Below are 20,603 nucleotides of genomic sequence, written 5' to 3' on the forward strand. Positions count from 1 at the left end.
TTGCCTCTTATAGAACTTCAGGAGCCAGTGAAATAATTTTCATGAACTGTTCAGTACGAAGTTCACGAGTCACTGGTCCGAAAATACGAGTTGCAATCGGCGCTTTGTTGTTGTTCAAAATAACAGCAGCGTTATCGTCAAAACGAATCACTGAACCGTCTGGACGACGGATACCGAATTTTGTACGAACTACAACAGCATTCATCACGTCACCTTTTTTAACACGTGCGCGTGGAATAGCTTCTTTTACAGTAACTTTAATAATGTCGCCAACAGAAGCATAACGACGGTGTGAACCACCAAGTACTTTAATACATTGTACGCGGCGAGCACCACTATTGTCTGCTACGTCTAGCATACTTTCGGTTTGAATCATTGCCCTACTCCAAAACCGAGCATCACCGGTCACAATTTCGAAAGGCTCAAAGAGTACTCGAAATTAACCGATGATGCAACAGATACGTCTAATTACTCAGCAGCAGCTTCAACAACTTCAACTAGAGTCCAAGACTTAGTTTTAGAAATTGGGCGGCTTTCTTTGATAGTCACAACGTCGCCAGTTTTAGCTGTGTTGTTCTCATCGTGAGCATGTAATTTAGTTGAACGGCGGATTGATTTGCCATACAACGGGTGTTGAACGCGGCGTTCGATAAGTACAACAATAGACTTGTCCATTTTGTCGCTTACTACTTTGCCGGTTAACGTGCGAACTGTTTGTTCACTCATTGTCCGTTCCCCTGTTTTTCGGTAAGGAGTGTCTTAATACGAGCAATTGTCTTACGAGTAAGTGCAACTTCGTGCGATTTACCCAATTGACCAGTTGCTTTTGCCATACGAAGACGGAATTGGTTAAGCTGTTGCTCATCAAGCAAAGCTGTCAACTCTTCTACCGACTTTTCACGTAGATCTTTAGTTTTCATTACATTACCGTCCGAGTCACGATAGTGGTTTTAAACGGAAGTTTAGCAGCTGCAAGCGTAAACGCTTCGCGAGCCAATTCTTCGTTAACACCATCAATTTCGTACAAGACTTTACCTGGTTTGATTTGACAAACCCAGTATTCCACAGAACCTTTACCTTTACCCATACGCACTTCAAGAGGCTTAGAAGTAATCGGCTTGTCTGGGAAAACACGGATAAAGATCTTACCACCACGTTTAATACGACGGCTGATTGTACGACGCGCTGCTTCAATTTGACGAGCAGTCATTTGACCACGCTCAACAGATTTAAGTGCGATTGTACCAAAAGATACCGAGCTACCGCGGTGAGCTAGACCAGTGTTACGGCCTTTCTGCACTTTACGGAATTTAGTACGTTTAGGTTGTAACATGGATTATTCTCCTTTTTCAGCAGAACGATCATTGCGACGACCACGACGCTCTTGACCTTCACCACGACCACGACCGCGTTTAGCTGGACGTTCTTCAGCTGGAGCTGGGTTCATGACTTGTTTCATGCCACCCAAGATCTCACCACGGAAGATCCAAACTTTAACACCAATCGTACCGTAAGTCGTTTCAGCACGCATAGTTGAATAATCGATGTCTGCACGAAGTGTATGCAAAGGTACGCGACCTTCACGATACCACTCAGTACGAGCAATCTCAGCACCACCTAAACGGCCTGACACTTCAACTTTGATACCTTTAGCACCAGCACGCATTGTGTTTTGAACCGCACGCTTCATAGCACGACGGAACATTACACGTTTTTCTAATTGAGAAGCGATAGCTTCAGCAACTAAACGAGCGTCTAAGTCTGGGCGATCGATTTCATTGATACTTACTTGCGCTGGAATACCCATAATTTGAGTAAGTTCACGCTGTAGTTTCTCAATGTCTTCGCCTTTTTTACCGATCACGATACCAGGACGTGCAGTGCTAATAGTTACTTTAGCAGCGCCCGTAGGACGTTCGATAAGAATATTGCTGATCATTGCATTCTTAAGTTTTTTAGTTAAAAACTCACGAACTTGAAGATCTTTAAGCAAGTATTCAGCGTATTGTTTCGGACTCGCATACCAGTTGGCGTTATGACGTTTTACAACACCAAGGCGGATACCGATTGGATGAACCTTCTGACCCATATCAAACCCCTACCTTAACGGTAATGTGACAAGTACGCTTAGTAATACGATCTGCACGGCCTTTAGCACGTGGCATAATACGTTTAAGGCTAGTGCCTTCATCAACGTAAATCGTAGTAACCTTAAGGTCGTCTACATCTAAACTGTTATTGTGTTCAGCGTTTGCAATTGCAGATTCCAATGCTTTTTTAACCAAAACTGCAGCTTTTTTGTTGCTGAAATTGAGAATATTAAGCGCGTGAGCAACAGATTTGCCACGGATTAGGTCTGCAACCAAACGAGTTTTTTGTGCCGAGATAGCGGCACCGCGTAATTTAGCAGTAACTTCCATCATAGCACCTTAACGTTTAGATTTCTTGTCAACACCGTGACCACGATAGGTACGAGTTGGCGCGAATTCACCAAGTTTGTGACCAACCATATGTTCAGATACGATCACTGGAACATGGTTACGGCCATTATGTACAGAAATTGTTAAACCAACAAAATCTGGGAGGATCATCGAACGACGCGACCAAGTTTTGATCGGCTTACGGTTATTAGCCGCGATAGCCGCTTCAACCTTAGCGAACAAGTGCGCATCGACGAATGGGCCTTTTTTCAGAGAACGAGGCATTGTCAGATTCCTTTACTTGTTACTTAACGCGACGGTCGCGAATAATCATCTTAGTCGTACGCTTATTGGTACGTGTCTTGTACCCTTTAGCTTTTTGACCCCATGGGCTTACAGGTTGAATACCTTTGCTACGACCTTCACCACCACCGTGCGGGTGATCTACTGGGTTCATCGCCATACCACGAACGGTAGGACGAACGCCACGCCAGCGTGCTGCACCTGCTTTACCAAGTGAACGAAGGTTGCTTTCTTGGTTAGAAACTTCACCAAGAACTGCACGGCACTCAACGTGAATTTTACGCATTTCACCAGAACGTAAACGAACGATAGCGTAAGAACCGTCACGACCCAACAACTGAACTGAAGTACCAGCAGAACGAGCTAATTGCGCGCCTTTACCGATTTTAAGTTCGATGTTGTGAAGAGTAGAACCGATAGGCATGTTGCGAAGCGGTAAACAGTTACCTGGACGAATTGGAGCATCGTTACCAGATTGAACTTTATCGCCAGCGCGAAGGCCTTTAGGCGCGATGATGTAGCGACGCTCACCATCAGCATACAATACTAGTGCAATGTGTGCTGTACGGTTAGGATCGTATTCAATACGCTCTACAGTTGCAGGAATACCATCTTTGTTACGTTTAAAGTCAACTAGACGGTAGTGCTGCTTGTGACCGCCACCAACGTGACGAGTCGTGATGTGACCGTTGTTATTACGACCACCAGTACGTTTTTTAGCTTCAACCAACGGAGCATAAGGCGCACCTTTGTGAAGATGGTCGTGAACGACTTTCTCTACAAAGCGACGTCCAGGAGACGTTGGCTTACATTTTTGAATTGGCATAATTCTCGTCCTTATTCCGCTGCGCTTTCAGCGGTATCGCCCAAGTCAGCCATTTCAACATCTTGGCCAGCTTTCAGGGTGACGTATGCTTTTTTAACATCAGAACGACGTCCTAATGTTTTACCAAAGCGTTTAGTCTTACCTTTAGTGATCGTTGTGTTAACTTTAACAACTTGAACACCAAACAATTGCTCAACAGCTTTTTTGATTTCAAGTTTGTTTGCATCAAGTGCAACTTTGAAAACTTGAACACCAGCAGTTTCGCCTAAAACTTGTGCTTTTTCTGAGAATACAGGTCCTTGTAGGACTTGATAGATACGTTCGTTGTTCATCCGAGTTCTACCTCAATTTTCTTAGCAGCAGCTACAGACATAACAACTTTATCGAACGCAATCAAGCTAACAGGATCGATAGCAGCAGCATCAACCACATCAACGTGTGGAATGTTGCGCGCTGCAAGGTATAGATTCTCATCTACAGATTCTGTAACGATCAATGCACGAGTAGCATTCAAGTCGTTAAGTTTTGCAAGCAACTCTTTAGTTTTTGGAGCAGCAACAGCAAACTCTTCAACCAATACAAGACGATCTTGGCGAACAAGTTCAGCTAAGATACATTGCATTGCACCGCGATACATTTTGCGGTTAACTTTTTGAGACCAATCTTGTGGGCGAGCAGCAAAAGTTTTACCACCACCTACCCAGATTGGGCTACGAATAGAACCAGCACGAGCGCGACCAGTACCTTTTTGACGGAATGGCTTTTTGCCACCGCCAGAAACGTCTGCACGTGATTTCTGAGCTTTTGAACCTTGACGGCCACCAGCTAAATAAGCTGTAACAACCTGGTGTACAAGAGCTTCATTGAATTCACGACCGAACGCAACTTCTGATAATTCAACAGCAGAGCCGGAAACAGTATTTAAATTCACGTTATTTCCCCTCAGGCCTTGATCGTAGGACGAACAGTTACGTCACCACCAGTAGCGCCAGGAATTGCACCTTTCACTACTAAAACTGAACGTTCTGCGTCGATAGATACAATTTCTAGACCCTGTACAGTTACGCGCTCAGCACCTAAATGGCCAGCCATTTTTTTGCCTTTGAACACGCGACCAGGAGTCTGGTTTTGACCTGTAGAACCCAGAACACGGTGAGAAAGTGAGTTACCGTGAGTCGCATCTTGCGTACGGAAGTTCCAACGCTTAACACCACCTTGGAAACCTTTACCTTTCGACTGACCAGTTACGTCAACAACTTGACCAACTGTGAACATGTCTACACCGATAGTTCCACCAACTTCACGACCTTCAAGATCAGCTTCTGTTGCACGGAATTCTTGAACTAGACGACCAGCAGCAACACCCGCTTTCGCGAAGTGACCTTTCTGAGCGTTAGTTACGCGAGATTCGCGACGTTCACCAGTAGTGATTTGAATCGCTTGATAACCATCAGTTTCAAGCGTTTTGATTTGAGTGATGCGGTTAGGATCAACCTCAATCACTGTAACAGGCACAGAAACACCAGCATCTGTAAAGATACGTGTCATACCGCACTTGCGACCGACTAAACCAATAGCCATGTGCATAAACCTCTAAAAAAGCGGCCTAATTAACTTAGAGCGTTAATTAACCCGAAAGCCTTAACCCAATGCGATCTGAACATCAACACCAGCTGCAAGATCTAACTTCATCAATGCATCTACAGTTTTGTCTGTAGGTTGAACGATGTCGATCAAACGTTTATAAGTGCGGATCTCGTATTGGTCACGCGCATCTTTGTTAACGTGTGGTGATGTTAAAACGTTAAAACGTTCAATGCGTGTAGGCATTGGAATTGGACCACAAACTTGTGCGCCAGTACGTTTTGCTGTTTCTACGATTTCTTGAGCTGATTGATCAATTAAACGGTGATCAAAAGACTTCAAACGGATACGAATTCTCTGGTTAGACATACCAGTAAACTCCAAGCCAAATATATAAAGAATCACTCCTGACGCATCTCACCCCACTAAAAGGTAAGTGTCAAGAGCAGTGAAATATCACTAAGGTCATGATCGATGCCACGACTGTCACGATGTTAACTACTTTATTCGCAGTTAACACCCTTTCATTAAAGGGTCGCTCATTATAGCCATTGTTTAATGCATAAGCAAATCCATTTTTGATTTTTTACAATATATTCAATTTGTTTGGATTATCAGTAGCTTAAAAAAGCATCAATAGACTGTTTGCCGCAACACATAATCAATTGCACTATTAAGAATTTGATTTCCCTCAATAAAATTTAATTTTGGCGATTTTTTCAATTCAGTCTCAGTTGCCACGTATTGCCCCGAAAACTTATTCAGCTCGTCATCATTTTCCAAAAAAAGTGCTAAGGTTTCTGGCACGATCTCTGGGTGAAATTGAAAACCCAATACATTCTTTCCAATTTGGTACATTTGATTGCGACAGACTGTATTTTCAGCCAAATGTACAGCACCTTTTGGAATTTCAAAGGTCTCGCTATGCCATTGCATCACATTAAACTGTTCAGGCAATTCAAAGCATTCTGTTGGGACGTGTTGGATTTTACGTACTGTCGCCCAACCCAACTCCTGTTGTTCATTGCGGCTGACTGCAGCTCCAAGTGCATTGGCAATCAGTTGCCCACCCAAGCATAAACCGATCGCAGGTTTTCCTGCGGCCAAGTAACGCCTTAACCAGCGCTTCTCGATCTTTAACCATGGAAAATTCGCTTCATCATTCACACTCATGGTACCGCCCATAATAATGAGTAAGTCTACATCCTCAATGCTCGGTAAAGCTTCTATCTCTAAGGCTTGATCTATAGGTAAAGCAAAAAACTCTGTTGCACTGATCACTGCACCTTGTTGTTTTAAATATGTATAGCAACTGCCGAACCCTTCACCAGCAATATGCTGAAAATAATGTACTTTTAAATGCGACGTCATGCGCTTATGCCTTCTTTTTACTATCCTTATCGATGATTTAGCAAAATTGAAGCCAACTTTTTATTTTGTTTACCTTTATTCACATTTGTTCAATTTTCTCGCCTATTTAGAAACTTTCTCTTAAGCTAAAAACAATTTAGCGCTTTATGAAGAGTCGATTCGTGAAAAGAAATCCGCAAACTGCCCTAGTTCATGCACCAAGACAAGCGCCTCAGTACATCTCAACAGTTCAACCTCCCCTGTATCGTGCATCGACAATTATTTTTGAAGATACCAATGCACTGTTTAATCGCCATTGGACCGATGACTATGACTATAGTTATGGCACCCATGGTACCCCCACCACATTTACATTGGGCGATAACATTGCACAAATTGAGGGTGGAAGGTACTGCCTACTCGCACCGAGTGGTTTATCTGCCATCAACCTAGTGAACTCATGTTTTTTAAGTCATGGTGATGAAGTTTGGGTGGCAGATAATATTTACGGGCCAAACATGGAGCATCTTCGTAATCTAGAAAAACGCTATGGCATTGGTGTTCGTGTTTATAACCCTATTAATGTGTCCTCTTTCCAACCGACAGAAAAAGCAAAACTGATTTGGCTAGAAGCCGCAGGCTCGGTCACACTGGAGTTTCCAGATTTGGTCGGACTGGTGAAAAAGGCACAAGCACATCATGTGCTCACTGCTTTAGACAACACGTGGGGCGCAGGCCTTGCCTTTAATGCTTTTGATTTTAGTGATGAGCACTTAAGTGTAGATGTGACAGTACATGCTTTAACCAAGTACCCAAGTGGCGGCGGAGACATTTTAATGGGCTCAGTCGTGACACGCGAACGAGCTTTACATCATCAACTCTTTCGTACGCATGCCATTCAAGGCATTAGCGTCTCTGGGGATGATGTTGCTCAAGTCCAACGCAGTCTGGCATCAATGCGCGTTCGGTATGCCGCACAGTCTGAAAGTGCGCTACAGCTACTGGCATGGCTAAAACAACAACCCGAATTTGTGCAGGTATTACACCCTGCTGACTCGAGTGCTGCAGGTCATTCATATTGGAAAGACGTTTGTGTCGATCAACACAGTGCAGGTTTGGTCAGTGTCATTTTCAAGCCCGAATTTGATCTACAGGATATTCGTCAGTTTTGTGATGCCCTGTCACTCTTCAAACTCGGCTTTAGTTGGGGTGGTCCTGTAAGTTTGGTGATGCTGTATGACCTCAAAGACATGCGTGCACTTGAGCATACACATTTACAACAAGGTTTATTGGTTCGCTTTTGTATAGGACTAGAACATCCTGCCGATTTAATTCAAGATATAGAAAACGCACTAAAACAACTGAATAACCATCACAAAAAAATTGAATAGGAAGAAGTATGAGCACCCCGATCATCATTGCCAAGAAAACCACGAATACCCAACAAGATGTTGTTCTACACTCGAAGTTTGCCAACCGTCATGGCTTAATTGCAGGGGCAACAGGGACAGGTAAAACCGTAACCCTGAAGGTGTTGGCTGAAAGTTTTTCCAGACTCGGGGTGCCCGTATTTTTAGCCGATGCCAAAGGTGATGTTTCCAGCTTAGCGCAGGCAGGCGCATCCAACCCAAAATTTGATGAACGCATTAAAAGTTTAGGCATCGACAGCATTCCCTTTGCTGCCTCACCCGTGGTGTTTTGGGATTTATTTGCTGAACAAGGTCATCCTATTCGGACCACGATTACCGAAATTGGCCCGCTGTTGCTGGCACGTATGCTCAATTTGAATGACACCCAAGAAGGGGTACTTTCTGCGGTATTTCGTATTGCAGATGATCAAGGCATGTTACTGATCGACTTTAAAGACTTAAAAGCCATGATTGGTTATGTCAGTGAACATGCCGCAGAGTTTAAAGCCGAATATGGCAACCTATCTCCTGCCAGCCTTGGCGCGATTCAACGGAATTTATTGGCACTGGCCGATCAAGGCGGTGATCAATTCTTCGGGGAGCCCAGCTTAAATATTCTTGACTTTATTCAGACCGACAGTAATGGTCATGGTTATATCAATATCTTAGCCGCAGACAAGCTCATGAATACCCCAAAGCTCTATGCCACTTTTCTGCTCTGGATGCTTTCAGAATTATTTGAACAGCTGCCTGAGGTTGGTGATATGGACAAGCCCAAGCTGGTGTTCTTCTTTGATGAAGCACATTTGCTGTTTGATAATGCCAGTGCAGCGCTGCAAGAAAAAATTGAACAAGTGGTGCGCCTGATCCGCTCCAAAGGGGTTGGTATTTACTTTGTCACGCAAAACCCACTGGATTTGCCTGAAAGCGTGTTAGGGCAGCTCGGAAATCGTGTACAACATGCCTTACGTGCTTTTACCCCGAAAGATCAAAAAGCAGTAAAAACGGCTGCGGATACCTTCCGTGCCAACCCTGAATTTAAAGTTGAGCAAGCCATCACTGAACTAGCTGTGGGTGAAGCTTTAATTAGTTGCCTAGATGAACAAGGCACGCCGCAAGTCGTAGAGCGTGCATGGGTGATGCCACCCTATTCGTCTTTCACTCCGATTAGCCCAGAGCAACGTCAAGCCTTGATTTCACAAAGTATCGTGGCAGGCATTTATGAAAAAAGCCTAGACCGTGAAAGCGCTTTTGAACTTCTACAAAATAAAGTGGTTGAACGCCAACAACAAGCTGTACAGATAGAGCAAGAGAAACAACAAACCAAAGAACAAGAGGCGCTAGCGAAACAGAAGGCCAAAGAAGCTGAAACACTAGCGAAGCAACAAGCACGTGAGCAAGAGCGGATTGCGAAAGAACAGCAAAAAGAAGCTGAACGTGAAGCAAAACAGCGTGAGAAGCTAATTCAAGACACAGTAGGAACTTTTGCCAAAAGCGCCGCACGTAGTCTCGGGGGCAGTACGGGACAAAAAATCGTCCGTGGTTTACTCGGCTCATTGTTTGGTCGTAAGTGATCTACTTTTTAAATCTAAAAATCAAAATTTATGGGATATTCATATATCCCATATAAAAGTTAAGCTTTTACCAAAAGATGTATTTACATTACATCTTTAAAGGTATATTTTAAATACATCTTATAAATGATAGCCAAGAGAGATCAAACATGACTCCGCAGCAAATTGAACTTGTAAAAGCAACTGTTCCTGTCCTTCGTGAAAATGGTGTCGCACTCACAGGTTATTTTTATAACCGCATGTTAGGCAACAATCCTAATTTAAAAGAAACCTTTAATATGGGGCATCAACGCAGTGGTGCTCAAGCCCAAGCTTTGGCGGGTGCTGTGTTGGCCTATGCAGAAAACATTGAAGATCCTTCAGTATTACTCCCTGTGGTTGAGCTGATTGCCCACAAACATGTCAGCTTGAATATTCAAGCACCCGACTACAATATTGTTGGGGAAAACCTCCTCCATTCGATTAGTGAAGTTTTAAGTATTTCAATGGAGGATCCATTGATTGATGCTTGGGCTGCGGCGTATGGTCAATTGGCTGATTTATTCATTAGCACTGAAAAAGCGATTTATGAGCAACATCAACAAACCAAAGGGAGCTGGTTAGGCTGGCGCAACTTTAAAATCGCGAAGAAAGTGGTTGAAAGCGATGAAATCACTTCTTTCTATCTTGCCCCTGTGGACGGTGGTGATTTACCAAAATATGAAGCAGGTCAGTACATTTCAGTACGTGTATTTGTTGAGGAACTTGGTCTAAAACAACCTCGCCAATACACCCTTTCAACTAGCCCTCAAGCTGACTATTTACGTATCTCGGTTAAACGCGAAGATGAAAAAGGTGATTTGGCGGGAGGCTGGGTGTCAAATACTCTGCATGGTTTAGCCGAAGGTGCTGAAATTGAAGTGTCTGCACCAACAGGTAACTTCTACCTGATTGACCCAAATAAACGCAATGTCTTTATTAGTGGTGGTGTAGGCCTCACGCCAATGGTGGCGATGCTGAATCAATTGGTGACTTTGGATATGCCAGAGCCTGTGACTTTTGTGCACGCCTGCCGTAGCAAACAAGTGCATGCCATGAAACAACATATTCATGACTTAAAAGCCAAATATCCACGTTTAAGTACCTTTACTGCATATGAGTTCCCACATCAAAGCGATGTTTTGGGTCAAGATTATGATGCGCAGGGTCGCCTTGATTTGAGTACCATTGATAGCGCGATTCTACCTGTTCAAGCAGACTACTACTTATGCGGCCCAATGCCATTTATGGCAGAGCAACAAAAAGCCCTGATTGCTCGTGGTGTTCCTGCCGAAAATATTCACAGTGAAGCTTTTGGCACAGGTGGTGTTCATCACTAATCCATGCCATCGGCATAAAATAGAGAGGGTTAGTCAGGTTATGCTAGACTAGCCCTTTGTTTTTTTGCTTATCAACGACCAGTACCCTCATGCAGCTCAATAAATTTACCGATTATGCTTTGCGAATTCTGATGTATGTTTCACAGCCGAAAGCGCTGCCGCATACCATCGCAGAACTGGCACAAGCACTACAAGTGTCTGAAAACCACTTGATGAAGATCGTACACTTTATGGCGAAACAGCAGTGGATTATTACTGCACGCGGTCGTGGCGGTGGGATTCGACTCAATCCAGAAACCCTACATTTAAGACTGGGCGAGATTGTGCGGGTCTTACAAGCAGATCAGAACATTGTGGAATGCAACACCCCACCTTGCGTACTCCGTTCAAATTGCGGACTGAAAGGGATCTTAGATCAAGCGTTGGATCAGTTCTATCACAGCTTAGACCAATATACCTTAGCGGATGTACTGGGTACTGAGGCTCAGAATAAGTTCACAACCCACTCGCCGATTAACCTGATCAATCTTGCTGATTAAGGTCTTTTATAGACAAGATTGCGGACTTTACGCTGCAAAGGTCGATTGCCTGCTCGACTTCCATTATAATGGCTGATTGTAGATCATAAATTGAAGTTGAGTTATGCACCACAGCCGAGGAAAATCCAAAAACAGTAAAATTGCTGCTGCCCCAAAGCAAAAAATTAGCTATGAAAAAAAGGTAGATTCTGCAGTTACTGAATATGCTGTGCGCGCTCTCAACTGGCTGCGTAAAGCAGAGTTTTTAATGAGTGCCCCAAAGCTCAACCTGTGTGTAGAAGATACAGGCTATGAAATTGCTTTTGCGGGTCGTTCAAATGCAGGTAAGTCTAGTGCGATCAATGCCTTAACCAATCAAAAGCAATTGGCTCGTGCCTCGAAAAGACCGGGTCGTACACAGATGATTAACTTTTTCAGTCTGGGTAATCCCGATCAACGTCTCGTCGACTTACCCGGTTATGGTTATGCAGCCGTGCCTGAAGCGATGAAAATCGTGTGGCAAAAAGAGTTAGAAAATTACCTGATTCAGCGTAAAAGCTTACAAGGCTTAGTCTTGTTGATGGATATTCGTCATCCGCTACAGCACTTTGACGTGATGATGTTGGAATGGGCTTATTCACGTAAATTGTTTGTGCATGTGCTACTGACCAAGTCCGATAAACTCAACCGTGGCCCTGCCTCTAAAGCATTGCAAGAAGTGAAAGCCCAATTGAAAAAGATGAAACTTGATTTCTCAATTCAATTGTTCTCTTCTCTCAATAAACAAGGCCTAGAAGAACTGGCAAGTGTGATGGGCGGACGACTGAATTTTACTTTAGATCAAGCCCAACATTTTGACTTAAGCAGCATTCCAGATGCGACAGCCGATGAGCTGGATGCAGACGACTTCGATGAAGATCCTGAAGCCGTTATGGATCTTGATGCTGAAGACGATGTGGAAACCAAACCACAGCCTGAGGCTTAAGTTTTAAACGCCAACCTAAAAAAGCATCATCTATTGCTGTATCTGTGTCCCCTATTGCTAATCGGAATCGGGGACTTTTTTTTATACTGACTTTATTCAGCTCGTGAAAAAATTCAACACATATAAAAATAGGTCAGCATATGAAATTATGGTCTCGATTGAAAAAAAACAAAATTCGTTCCTCTATTGCTTACACCATTAAGCCCCGCAAAGTTAAGTTTGAGTGGCAAGACAGTCCGATTGATTGGATTCCCAACCAACCTTTTGCCAGCTATTTCATCAATGAAATTAATATGATCCTGCCCGCAGGTGAGTTCTGGTTCTGCCGCCTCTATAACAAAGTTTTACCGCAAATTAGCGATCAAAAACTGAAGCAGGATGTACAAGCCTTTATCCGCCAAGAAGCCATGCATGCGCAGGCACACAACTCAGCCAATAAAGAGTATCTCAGCCAAAGAGAGATTGATGTCTCCCGTAATCTAGCGTTGATGGATTTTTTATTTGGAAAATTACTGGCCGATAAGCCGCTTGATCTCACTGTACCCAAAGCATTTGAGCACCAGTGGGATCTGTTTCGACTCGGTATTATTGCCACGGTGGAACACATGACCTGTGTCCTTGGAAAATATGCACTGGACAACACCGAATGGGAAAAAATGGGCGCTGACCCTGCGATGTTAGACTTGATCAAATGGCACGGCGCAGAAGAAATTGAACACCGTACCGTCGCATTTGATTTATACCGACATTTAGGCGGGGGCTACATTGCGCGTTATTATTTGAGTCTGGTGGTGATCGCTGCCGTTCTCGGTTTATGGGTCGATGGTGCGGCCCATATTATGAAACAAGATGACCGCTTTAAGTCGATTCAACCCAGTCTGTTTAAACCTTGGATTTGGCGTGAGTGGCTGTCTATTTCTAAACGGAATCATCAAGTGTTGCCAAGTCCGTTATGGCTCATCTCACAGCAATTTGGCTATTTAGTGCCGTGGTATGACCCTGTACACGAAGCCAAAACAGAAGATGCGATTGCCTACTTAGACCAATCCCCAGCGGCTAAACGTGCCATGCTCAAAGTCGCTTAAATCCTAAAATAAAAAAGCAGCTCAATCGGCTGCTTTTTTTATTTTAGAGCAAAACTTAAGACGGATTCGATAAATTAGGCAAAGGTGCATCCAGATCCTTGGTATGTCGATCCACCACCACACTAATCATCATGTCACCTTGTACATTCACCACAGTACGCACGGTATCCAGCAAGCGATCAATCGGCAATAAAATCGCAATTGCTTCAGCAGGAAGCCCGACAGACTGCAATACCATAATCATGGTGACCATGCCCGCACTCGGAATCCCTGGAGCACCTAAAGAAGCAATCATCGCCGTCAGACACACCACCAACTGCTGACTCAAAGTCAAATCTAGTCCCATCAAGTTGGCAATAAACAAAGCCGCCGCTGCCTCATACAGCGCAGTACCATCCATATTGAGCTGCGTCCCCAACGGAATCACAAAGCCTGCCGTTTGCGGACGTACACCAAGATTTTCTTGCGCACACTTGAGGGATAAAGGCATAGTTGCCGAGCTTGAACTGGTGGCAAAAGCAGTAATTAATGCCACACGTGTACCTTTAAAAAAGGTCATCGGATTCATCTTGCCAAAAATCCACAGTAATAGCGGCAAGACCACCAGACCATGAAAAATGGTAGTACCTGTTACCACAGCCGCAAACTCAGCCAAACGACTCAATACCGAAATATCTTCGGTTGCAATCAACTTGGCGAGTAAGGCAAAAATTCCTAGCGGGGCTAGCTTCATCACCCAACCAATCATCAACATCATGATGTCAAAGAACTGTTGACTCAGCTTACGCACGGTACGGAATTTTTCGCCGCCTTTAACCAGTGCCACTCCAATGAACAGAGCAAAAACCACCACCGCTAAAACATTGCCTTCGGCAAAAGCTTTGAATGGGTTAATCAGCGTATTTTGAATAAAGTTGGTGAAAAACGAAGATGGGGTGAGCGTATCTGGCGTTTGATGAGCGGCCATGGCATCTTGAAACATGGCGATATCGACACCTTTGCCGACTTCAAATAAATGCGCGCAGCTTAAGCCCAATATCAAAGCCAAAGTCGTGGTAGTGACACAGCATGCCAGCGTAATTTTCCAAACACGGGAGAGCTGGCCGCCCGCTTGTAAGTTGGATACCCCCACCACAATTGAGCTAAAAATGAGAGGAATCAAGAGCATTTTTAATAGACCAATAAAAATACTGCTGACCACCCCGATTCCATACAAACTCATCTCTAAAAAAGCAGTACCCGGGAAAAGATTGAGAATAAATCCGAAGATGACCCCGAAGATCGCTGCAATTAGAATTTGCGTGTTTAAGCTCATAGCTTCATGCTTTTCAAAGATTTCTTTGGGAAACTATGCCATGTGAACGGACTAGAATCGAGCATTTTTTTGTCACAAGTACTGCACATTTCCCCATATACCTCTCCCCAAAAGATGAGACCATTACAATTGAAGCTCAACGCCTAGCTCTGCTCTGACCGCCTTTCAGTCATAAAAAAAGCTGAGTCATATCACTCAGCTTTTTCTGTACTTAGGCTTTATTGAGCTTCGATTTCACGGAGCCGAATCAAACCTTCTTGCGTAGTACTACACACCAACTCACCGTTTTGCCACATTCGTCCAAAGTTTAAACCACGTGAACTGGCACTGACTGTGGCGTCCATGTCATACAGCATCCAGTCATCCACGCGAAAGGGTTTATGGAAATACATAGCATGATCGATACTCGCACACTGCAAACTTGGCGAAAGATAACTTAAACCATGTGGGCGCAGTGCCGTGGTCATTAAAGTGAAATCTGAATAGAATGCAGCAATCGCCTGATGCAATGAAATTTCATCCACTTCTGCTGCAATGCGGTCATGCGTGCGAATGTAGTGCGCATATACGGGTGCTTCAGGCTGCGGTTGATACGGGTTCTGTGGATTGATGGGACGAATTTCCACATGACGATCCCGCATGAAACTTGCACGCACATTTTCAGGCACAAATTCCACCATCATTTTTTTCAGTTCAGCCTCAGACTTTAAAGACTCTGGTGCTGGATACTCAGGCTCACCGATTTGGTAATTCAGCCCTTCTTCATTGTCAGCAAAAGACACCATGCACATAAAGATGGTTTTACCGTGCTGAATAGCACGCACTTGGCGACTGACAAAACTACGGCCATCACGAATTCGATCAACTTCATAGATAATCGGTGCGTTCACATCGCCACCAAATAAAAAGTATGCATGTAAAGAATGAGCTGGACGATCCGTCGTATATGACGCCGCACGTAGGGCCTGACCTAAGACTTGCCCACCAAAAACACGCTTCCCAACCAAATTACGGCTTTGTCCACGAAAGATATTTTCCTCAATTTTTTCGAGGCTCAGTAATTCAACCAACTCTTGGGTTAAGGCATTCATAAGCAACCTACTTAATGGTGAGAGACCAGATTTTTCTGTAAAGTGATGAGGTATGATATCGATATTAAAATCTATTTTGCCATAAATTCAGACTAAAACCCTATAGATTGCTTGACTGAGTTGTCATAAGTTTTTTTCGTTATTTCCGACTAAAAATACGATTTTTAACGATAAAATTCACCATATAAAACAAATTTGTCAGGAAATGACATACGGTTTATGTTTACAATTACGCAAAATAAATACCCCTTCAGACAAACTGCGGGATTGGTCATTTAAGCAGGAGTGTATATGTCCAAAAGTGGCTTTGGTCAAATGTATAGAAAGCTTTCCAGTAAGCTTCTTGACCTCATAGTAACCCCACATGTATTGGGTGAGGTTCCAACAGAACCGACAGCAATAGATGCTGACCCAGCAGCTTCAGGCCATCCCAAAAAAATTGTCTGTTATGTGCTTCAAAATCACTCACGCAGTAATGCGCTGTTGGTGGATGGTGAAACACGTCGTTTAAAGCTTGCTCCTGCACTCGATCCTTTGGTCGTGGGGACGCATCAAGAAAAAGCATCGATCGTGTTTTTACAGCATAACGATGAAAATAATTTACTTAACCCTTCACCACACACCTTTCCACCGCGCCTGTTACGTCTAGTTGAAGCTTTAGAACAACAACCCGATTTAGACGTAGAGCTGGTACCTGTGACGGTACTGTGGGGACGTTCACCAGATAAAGAAGACTCTTGGTTTAAATTGTTATTTACCGACACTTGGGCAACTCCAAGTACGGTGAAACAGCTGATGAATATCGGTTTACATGGTCGTCAGTCATTTTTAGAGTTTCATGAAAGTCAATCTTTACGTGCTTTGGTCGACTTTGCAAAAACCACCTATCCGAATTTATCGCCTGCGACCTACATTCTAAACACCTTAAATAATCAGCTCGATGCACACCGTGAAGCGGTACTCGGTCCCGATCTTTCGGACCGTCGCAACGTGATGCATTCATTGATTAAAGCCAGTGATGTACAAGATGCGATTCGCCGCGAAAGTATCCGCGGCAAAATTAGCATGTTGGACGCTGAACGTCGTGCCATTGGTTATGTCAATGAAATCGTATCGGACTATTCACACTCAACCATCCGTTTTGCGGAAATGGCGCTGGCACGGTTATGGACCCAGCTCTATGACGGGGTTGAAGTGCATAACTTCAATACAGTTCGTGAGTTGGCTAAAGACTACGAAATTGTGTATACCCCATGTCACCGTAGTCATATCGACTATTTACTGCTGTCTTATGTGGTGTATAACCGTGGTTTGATGGTGCCTTATATTGCTGCGGGCGATAACCTGAATATGCCATTTGTTGGGCAAATTCTACGTGGTGGCGGTGCATTCTTTATTCGCCGCACTTTCCGCGGTAACGCGCTCTACACTTCGGTCTTTAAAGAATACCTATACAGTATTTTGTCGCGTAATACGCCTTTGGAATACTTCATCGAAGGTGGTCGTTCACGTACAGGTCGTCTGCTACCACCGAAGACAGGTATGTTAGCCATGACGGTGCACAGTCACTTGCGTGGTCGTGCCAAACCGATTGTCTTTGTTCCGACCTATATTGGCTATGAACGCTTGATGGAAGGTGCAACCTATGTCGGTGAGATGAACGGTAAACCCAAAGAAGCCGAGTCTGTCTTTGGGATTCTGCAAACTTTACGCAAAATTGAACGTATTTTCGGAAAAGTCCATCTCAACTTTGGTGAACCGGTCTTCTTAGATGACATGCTGAAAAAGCATGGCGCTGAGAATGTACAAATTGCTAAAAATGATGATCCAATTCCGCAAGAAGTCTCTGATGCAGTCAACAGTTCTGCGCATGCAATTTTAGAAAATATTAACCGTGCGGCTGTGGTGAATCCTGTTTCATTACTGTCTTTGGTTCTATTGGCCACTGAGAAGCATACGCTGGATGAAGAAATCTGTATCAAACAGCTCGATACCTATCGCAAGTTGTTGACGACACTTCCTTATGATGAGCGCCTCTTGGTCACACCATTATCAGGTAAAGAAATCATTGCTTATGGTTTAAAGCTGAAACTGATCAAGCGTGTCAATCATGTTCTTGGTGACATTATTGCGATTGCGGACAATCAAGCAGTACTGCTGACCTACTTCCGTAATAACATTTTGCATGCCTTTGTCTTGCCATCACTCGTTGCCGCTTTGGTTGAACACAATGGAACCATTGGCCGTGGTGATTTAATCAATGTAATTCGCACACTATATCCATTCTTAAAAGCAGAACTGTTTTTAAAATGGGAAGATGCTGAACTCAAAGATCAAATCTGCGCTTATGTAGACGGTTTGATTCAAGCCAAACTGATTTCTGAAGATGCCGAAGGCCACTTGATTTCTCCTGCTCCAAACAGTGAAGATCATAACCAATTGGTGGTCTTGGCAGCGCCAGTAATGCAAAGTCTCGAACGTTACTATATGACGCTTGCGCTGATTACACAGCGCGGCTCTGGGAACATTTCAGCACGTCAGGTTGAAGAGCTCAGTCATTTGGTCGGTCAGCGTCTATCTGTCCTGTATGAGTTCAATTCACCTGAATTCTTTGATAAAGCCCTGTTCCAAAGCTTTATTAAAGTGCTGACGCAACAGGGTTATATCAGCACCAACTCAGACAACGCGATTGTGTTTGATGAGAACTTCCAAAACGTTGCGCAATATGCCAACTTGGTACTAGATGATGTCACGCTACAAATGTTGCAACACATCACTACTTTCAGCGATGAAGAACTGAAAGATACGCTAGACAAAGTGGCTGCTGAACAAGCGAAGAAGCGTTTGAAACGTAAGAAAAAGTAATCTTTTCTTAAATGCATAGGTATCTACAAAATGTAGGTGCCTATGCTTTAAGTCTATGAATAAAAATTAAAATCTATTTAGAATAAGAGATTTATGTTAAATAAGCTAATTTTTAGTAAAGATTGGTGAGAGGAAAGAAATCATTTTTATCTTTCGATATCGTTGCATATTGGAAGCAAATAGACTGTTGTGGTTGTAATGTATTAAGTCTAGGTAAGTGCTTGATGACTTGTTTACTACCACTAAAACTGAATAAATTGCCTTGTGAGTTCTTGAAGGTATAGATCGGTTCAATACTATCCGATCGTCCAAAGCGCTCTTTGACGATTTCTGTTTTTTCAATAAATTCACCACACTCACGAATTTGATTACCAGATTTTAACGCCTGTTTGTATTTCCAATTATGGTAAGTGGTAACCCCGAAATAAAGTGTAAAACCTAATATAGTAAGTATAGAAAACTCGACTATTTTTTTTGAACTTAATGACATATCAATCACAATATATTAATTTTATTATCCCTATTATAAACATATACTTATTGTACTTAAATGGATTTTATTGATTACTAATATAACGATAGTAAAAGTATGTACAACGAGTAGAAGAAAAAATAGATCCAAATTTTAAAACTACGATCTGGATCTAGGCTTCTTGCTGTTCGTATAACAGCCATTATGTTAAGTTAGGCGAAGACTCACTTAAAACAAGAGCTTTAATTTTTACAGCTTTTTCGAAATGATCTAATTTATGTTGCATGATCCACCAATTGGCTGCCTCCATTAAAAGCTCAGGATTATCATTTTTACTCTTGAAAAAAGCATAGAAAGATAAACCTACGCTATCTCCTTTTTTCTCAATTTTCTCATTACATCCATGAATAAATATTTCTCTTAACTCTTTTCTCATATTTTTAACTTTCTCTAAAATTAACATAATACACCTTATACGAAATTCTTAAAATTTTCCTATAAGCATCAATATCTTAATAAAAGCCGTTCTAGGGTTAAGCGCACTGGAACGGATTTGTCATGATTCTTCACGTTCCACAGCCATTTTCCAAACGATGCTTCACATTTTTTATGAGTAAAAATAAAAAATTATTTTGACTCACGCTCTGCTAACAACGCCAAATAATCATTAAAGCAATGTGGATGCTGTAATTCAAAATTCATCTGTTGCATACGCCTAGCATGAATTTGTTTGCCTGATGACACAGCACTTTCCAGAACCAAAACTGGCAGTCCTAACTGCTGTTGAAACCATTGAATAATTTCATGTAAGGGCAATGGTTGGCTATTGCTGCAAATGTAAGACTTTTCAGTATGTTCCACGTGAAGCAAGTGTGCTAGAAAAGCAACCAAATCATCAATATGAATTCGGTTCGACCAATGCAGTTTGGGATAAGTTTTTATGGTTTCTGCAAGTTTAATCATACGTGCAACTGAAGTCCCATAAATTCCTGTTGGACGTACAATCACACATTCAGATGGATAAGCCTGTTGCCACAAAGTTTCCATGTTCAATAGCACCTGCCCTTGCACATCGCTCGGTTGGGGACTAGTGTCATCATCAACCCGCTCCCCTGCACTTTCACCATAGACACGTGTAGAAGAAACTACGATCACTTTTTTTAAAGGATGACTTTTTAAGGCATGTAGCATGGGTGCAATCGAGTCTACAAAAGTTCGCTGATACGCCTCCACCGTACTGCTCTCAGGCGAGAGTAAGACATATACCGCATCAATCGGTGCGACTTGAGACAAATCCAGCTGATGAATATCTTGAATCAAATGCTCAGCCCAATCATCTGATTTCGGACTTCGGCTAATTGTGGTAATTTGGTGGCCTTGCTGAAATAACTGTTTAGCAACACGCTGAGATGTTTTACCATAACCTATAAATAAAATATGCATTTAGC

25 protein-coding genes are annotated in these 20,603 nt (G+C 43.0%); 7 read left to right on the top strand and 18 right to left on the bottom strand.

Features of this window, described 5'->3' with window-relative positions:
* Window positions 1–7: 7 nt before the first annotated feature.
* The 13 genes from rplN to KVY11_RS07145 form a co-directional block, all read right to left on the bottom strand.
* Entirely contained in the window at window positions 8–376 is a 369-nt protein-coding gene (rplN, locus tag KVY11_RS07085) for a 50S ribosomal protein L14 (protein ID WP_004657680.1), read from the bottom strand.
* A gap of 92 nt (window positions 377–468) precedes the next feature.
* Window positions 469–726, bottom strand: coding sequence for a 30S ribosomal protein S17 (gene rpsQ / locus KVY11_RS07090; protein WP_004691314.1), 258 nt, complete (start codon window positions 724–726; stop codon window positions 469–471).
* Window positions 723–920, bottom strand: a complete 198-nt coding sequence (gene rpmC, locus KVY11_RS07095; protein ID WP_004650482.1) for a 50S ribosomal protein L29 — start codon at window positions 918–920, stop codon at window positions 723–725. The genes rpsQ and rpmC overlap by 4 nt, the downstream gene beginning before the upstream one ends.
* On the bottom strand, window positions 920–1,333 hold the full coding sequence (rplP, locus tag KVY11_RS07100) for a 50S ribosomal protein L16 (RefSeq protein WP_004691317.1): 414 nt from the start codon (window positions 1,331–1,333) through the stop codon (window positions 920–922). Before rplP ends, rpmC begins: the two co-directional genes overlap by 1 nt.
* Before the next feature lie 3 nt (window positions 1,334–1,336).
* A complete protein-coding gene (rpsC, locus tag KVY11_RS07105; protein ID WP_004691318.1) occupies window positions 1,337–2,089 on the bottom strand; it encodes a 30S ribosomal protein S3 in 753 nt (250 codons plus the stop codon).
* 1 nt (window position 2,090) lies between these two features.
* The gene (rplV, locus tag KVY11_RS07110) at window positions 2,091–2,420 is read right to left on the bottom strand and encodes a 50S ribosomal protein L22 (protein WP_004691320.1); all 330 of its coding nucleotides are present in this window, start codon (window positions 2,418–2,420) and stop codon (window positions 2,091–2,093) included.
* 9 nt (window positions 2,421–2,429) lie between these two features.
* Complete coding sequence (gene rpsS / locus KVY11_RS07115) at window positions 2,430–2,705, bottom strand: 30S ribosomal protein S19 (protein WP_004281508.1); 276 nt, start codon at window positions 2,703–2,705, stop codon at window positions 2,430–2,432.
* 19 nt (window positions 2,706–2,724) lie between these two features.
* Window positions 2,725–3,549, bottom strand: a complete 825-nt coding sequence (gene rplB, locus KVY11_RS07120) for a 50S ribosomal protein L2 (RefSeq protein ID WP_004691322.1) — start codon at window positions 3,547–3,549, stop codon at window positions 2,725–2,727.
* Between the two features lie 11 nt (window positions 3,550–3,560).
* Complete coding sequence (gene rplW / locus KVY11_RS07125) at window positions 3,561–3,881, bottom strand: 50S ribosomal protein L23 (RefSeq protein WP_004691323.1); 321 nt, start codon at window positions 3,879–3,881, stop codon at window positions 3,561–3,563.
* Window positions 3,878–4,480 (bottom strand): 50S ribosomal protein L4, encoded by a 603-nt coding sequence (gene rplD / locus KVY11_RS07130; RefSeq protein WP_004691326.1) that lies wholly within the window; start codon window positions 4,478–4,480, stop codon window positions 3,878–3,880. Before rplD ends, rplW begins: the two co-directional genes overlap by 4 nt.
* An 11-nt stretch (window positions 4,481–4,491) precedes the next feature.
* A complete protein-coding gene (gene rplC, locus KVY11_RS07135; RefSeq protein WP_004691328.1) occupies window positions 4,492–5,130 on the bottom strand; it encodes a 50S ribosomal protein L3 in 639 nt (212 codons plus the stop codon).
* Between the two features lie 60 nt (window positions 5,131–5,190).
* Entirely contained in the window at window positions 5,191–5,502 is a 312-nt protein-coding gene (gene rpsJ / locus KVY11_RS07140; RefSeq protein WP_000070912.1) for a 30S ribosomal protein S10, read from the bottom strand.
* A 264-nt stretch (window positions 5,503–5,766) separates the two neighbouring features.
* On the bottom strand, window positions 5,767–6,504 hold the full coding sequence (locus KVY11_RS07145; protein WP_218288533.1) for a type 1 glutamine amidotransferase: 738 nt from the start codon (window positions 6,502–6,504) through the stop codon (window positions 5,767–5,769).
* 146 nt (window positions 6,505–6,650) lie between these two features.
* Between KVY11_RS07145 and KVY11_RS07150 the strand changes: the two genes are divergently transcribed.
* The 6 genes from KVY11_RS07150 to KVY11_RS07175 all read left to right on the top strand — a co-directional run bounded on the left by KVY11_RS07150 (window position 6,651) and on the right by KVY11_RS07175 (window position 13,412).
* Window positions 6,651–7,874, top strand: coding sequence for a PLP-dependent transferase (locus KVY11_RS07150; protein WP_218288534.1), 1,224 nt, complete (start codon window positions 6,651–6,653; stop codon window positions 7,872–7,874).
* Window positions 7,875–7,882: 8 nt separating this feature from the next.
* On the top strand, window positions 7,883–9,466 hold the full coding sequence (locus KVY11_RS07155) for a helicase HerA-like domain-containing protein (protein WP_218288535.1): 1,584 nt from the start codon (window positions 7,883–7,885) through the stop codon (window positions 9,464–9,466).
* A 149-nt stretch (window positions 9,467–9,615) separates the two neighbouring features.
* Window positions 9,616–10,824, top strand: a complete 1,209-nt coding sequence (gene hmpA / locus KVY11_RS07160) for an NO-inducible flavohemoprotein (RefSeq protein ID WP_058870354.1) — start codon at window positions 9,616–9,618, stop codon at window positions 10,822–10,824.
* 89 nt (window positions 10,825–10,913) lie between these two features.
* Window positions 10,914–11,363 (top strand): Rrf2 family transcriptional regulator, encoded by a 450-nt coding sequence (locus KVY11_RS07165; RefSeq protein ID WP_004977913.1) that lies wholly within the window; start codon window positions 10,914–10,916, stop codon window positions 11,361–11,363.
* 103 nt (window positions 11,364–11,466) lie between these two features.
* Window positions 11,467–12,327 carry a ribosome biogenesis GTP-binding protein YihA/YsxC gene (yihA, locus tag KVY11_RS07170; protein WP_218288536.1) on the top strand — a complete coding sequence of 287 codons (861 nt, stop codon included), beginning with the start codon at window positions 11,467–11,469 and terminating at the stop codon, window positions 12,325–12,327.
* Window positions 12,328–12,467: 140 nt separating this feature from the next.
* Window positions 12,468–13,412, top strand: a complete 945-nt coding sequence (locus KVY11_RS07175) for a metal-dependent hydrolase (protein ID WP_218288537.1) — start codon at window positions 12,468–12,470, stop codon at window positions 13,410–13,412.
* 55 nt (window positions 13,413–13,467) lie between these two features.
* Here the strand turns inward: KVY11_RS07175 and KVY11_RS07180 are convergent, their stop codons facing one another.
* Window positions 13,468–14,727, bottom strand: coding sequence for a dicarboxylate/amino acid:cation symporter (locus KVY11_RS07180; protein ID WP_205667566.1), 1,260 nt, complete (start codon window positions 14,725–14,727; stop codon window positions 13,468–13,470).
* Between the two features lie 218 nt (window positions 14,728–14,945).
* The gene (locus tag KVY11_RS07185; RefSeq protein WP_010327600.1) at window positions 14,946–15,818 is read right to left on the bottom strand and encodes an acyl-CoA thioesterase II; all 873 of its coding nucleotides are present in this window, start codon (window positions 15,816–15,818) and stop codon (window positions 14,946–14,948) included.
* A gap of 291 nt (window positions 15,819–16,109) precedes the next feature.
* Between KVY11_RS07185 and plsB the strand changes: the two genes are divergently transcribed.
* On the top strand, window positions 16,110–18,683 hold the full coding sequence (plsB, locus tag KVY11_RS07190; protein ID WP_218288538.1) for a glycerol-3-phosphate 1-O-acyltransferase PlsB: 2,574 nt from the start codon (window positions 16,110–16,112) through the stop codon (window positions 18,681–18,683).
* Window positions 18,684–18,795: 112 nt separating this feature from the next.
* Here the strand turns inward: plsB and KVY11_RS07195 are convergent, their stop codons facing one another.
* From KVY11_RS07195 to KVY11_RS07205, 3 genes are all read right to left on the bottom strand, one after another.
* Window positions 18,796–19,173: a hypothetical protein gene (locus tag KVY11_RS07195; protein WP_029575123.1), complete on the bottom strand. Its 378-nt coding sequence runs from the start codon at window positions 19,171–19,173 to the stop codon at window positions 18,796–18,798.
* Between the two features lie 184 nt (window positions 19,174–19,357).
* Window positions 19,358–19,591: a DUF6500 family protein gene (locus tag KVY11_RS07200; protein ID WP_029575124.1), complete on the bottom strand. Its 234-nt coding sequence runs from the start codon at window positions 19,589–19,591 to the stop codon at window positions 19,358–19,360.
* Window positions 19,592–19,782: 191 nt separating this feature from the next.
* Complete coding sequence (locus KVY11_RS07205) at window positions 19,783–20,598, bottom strand: NAD-dependent epimerase/dehydratase family protein (protein ID WP_218288539.1); 816 nt, start codon at window positions 20,596–20,598, stop codon at window positions 19,783–19,785.
* Window positions 20,599–20,603: the final 5 nt, after the last annotated feature.

The sequence above is a fragment of the Acinetobacter sp. CWB-G5 genome (assembly GCF_019209785.1).
Classification (GTDB): Bacteria; Pseudomonadota; Gammaproteobacteria; order Pseudomonadales; family Moraxellaceae; genus Acinetobacter; species Acinetobacter johnsonii.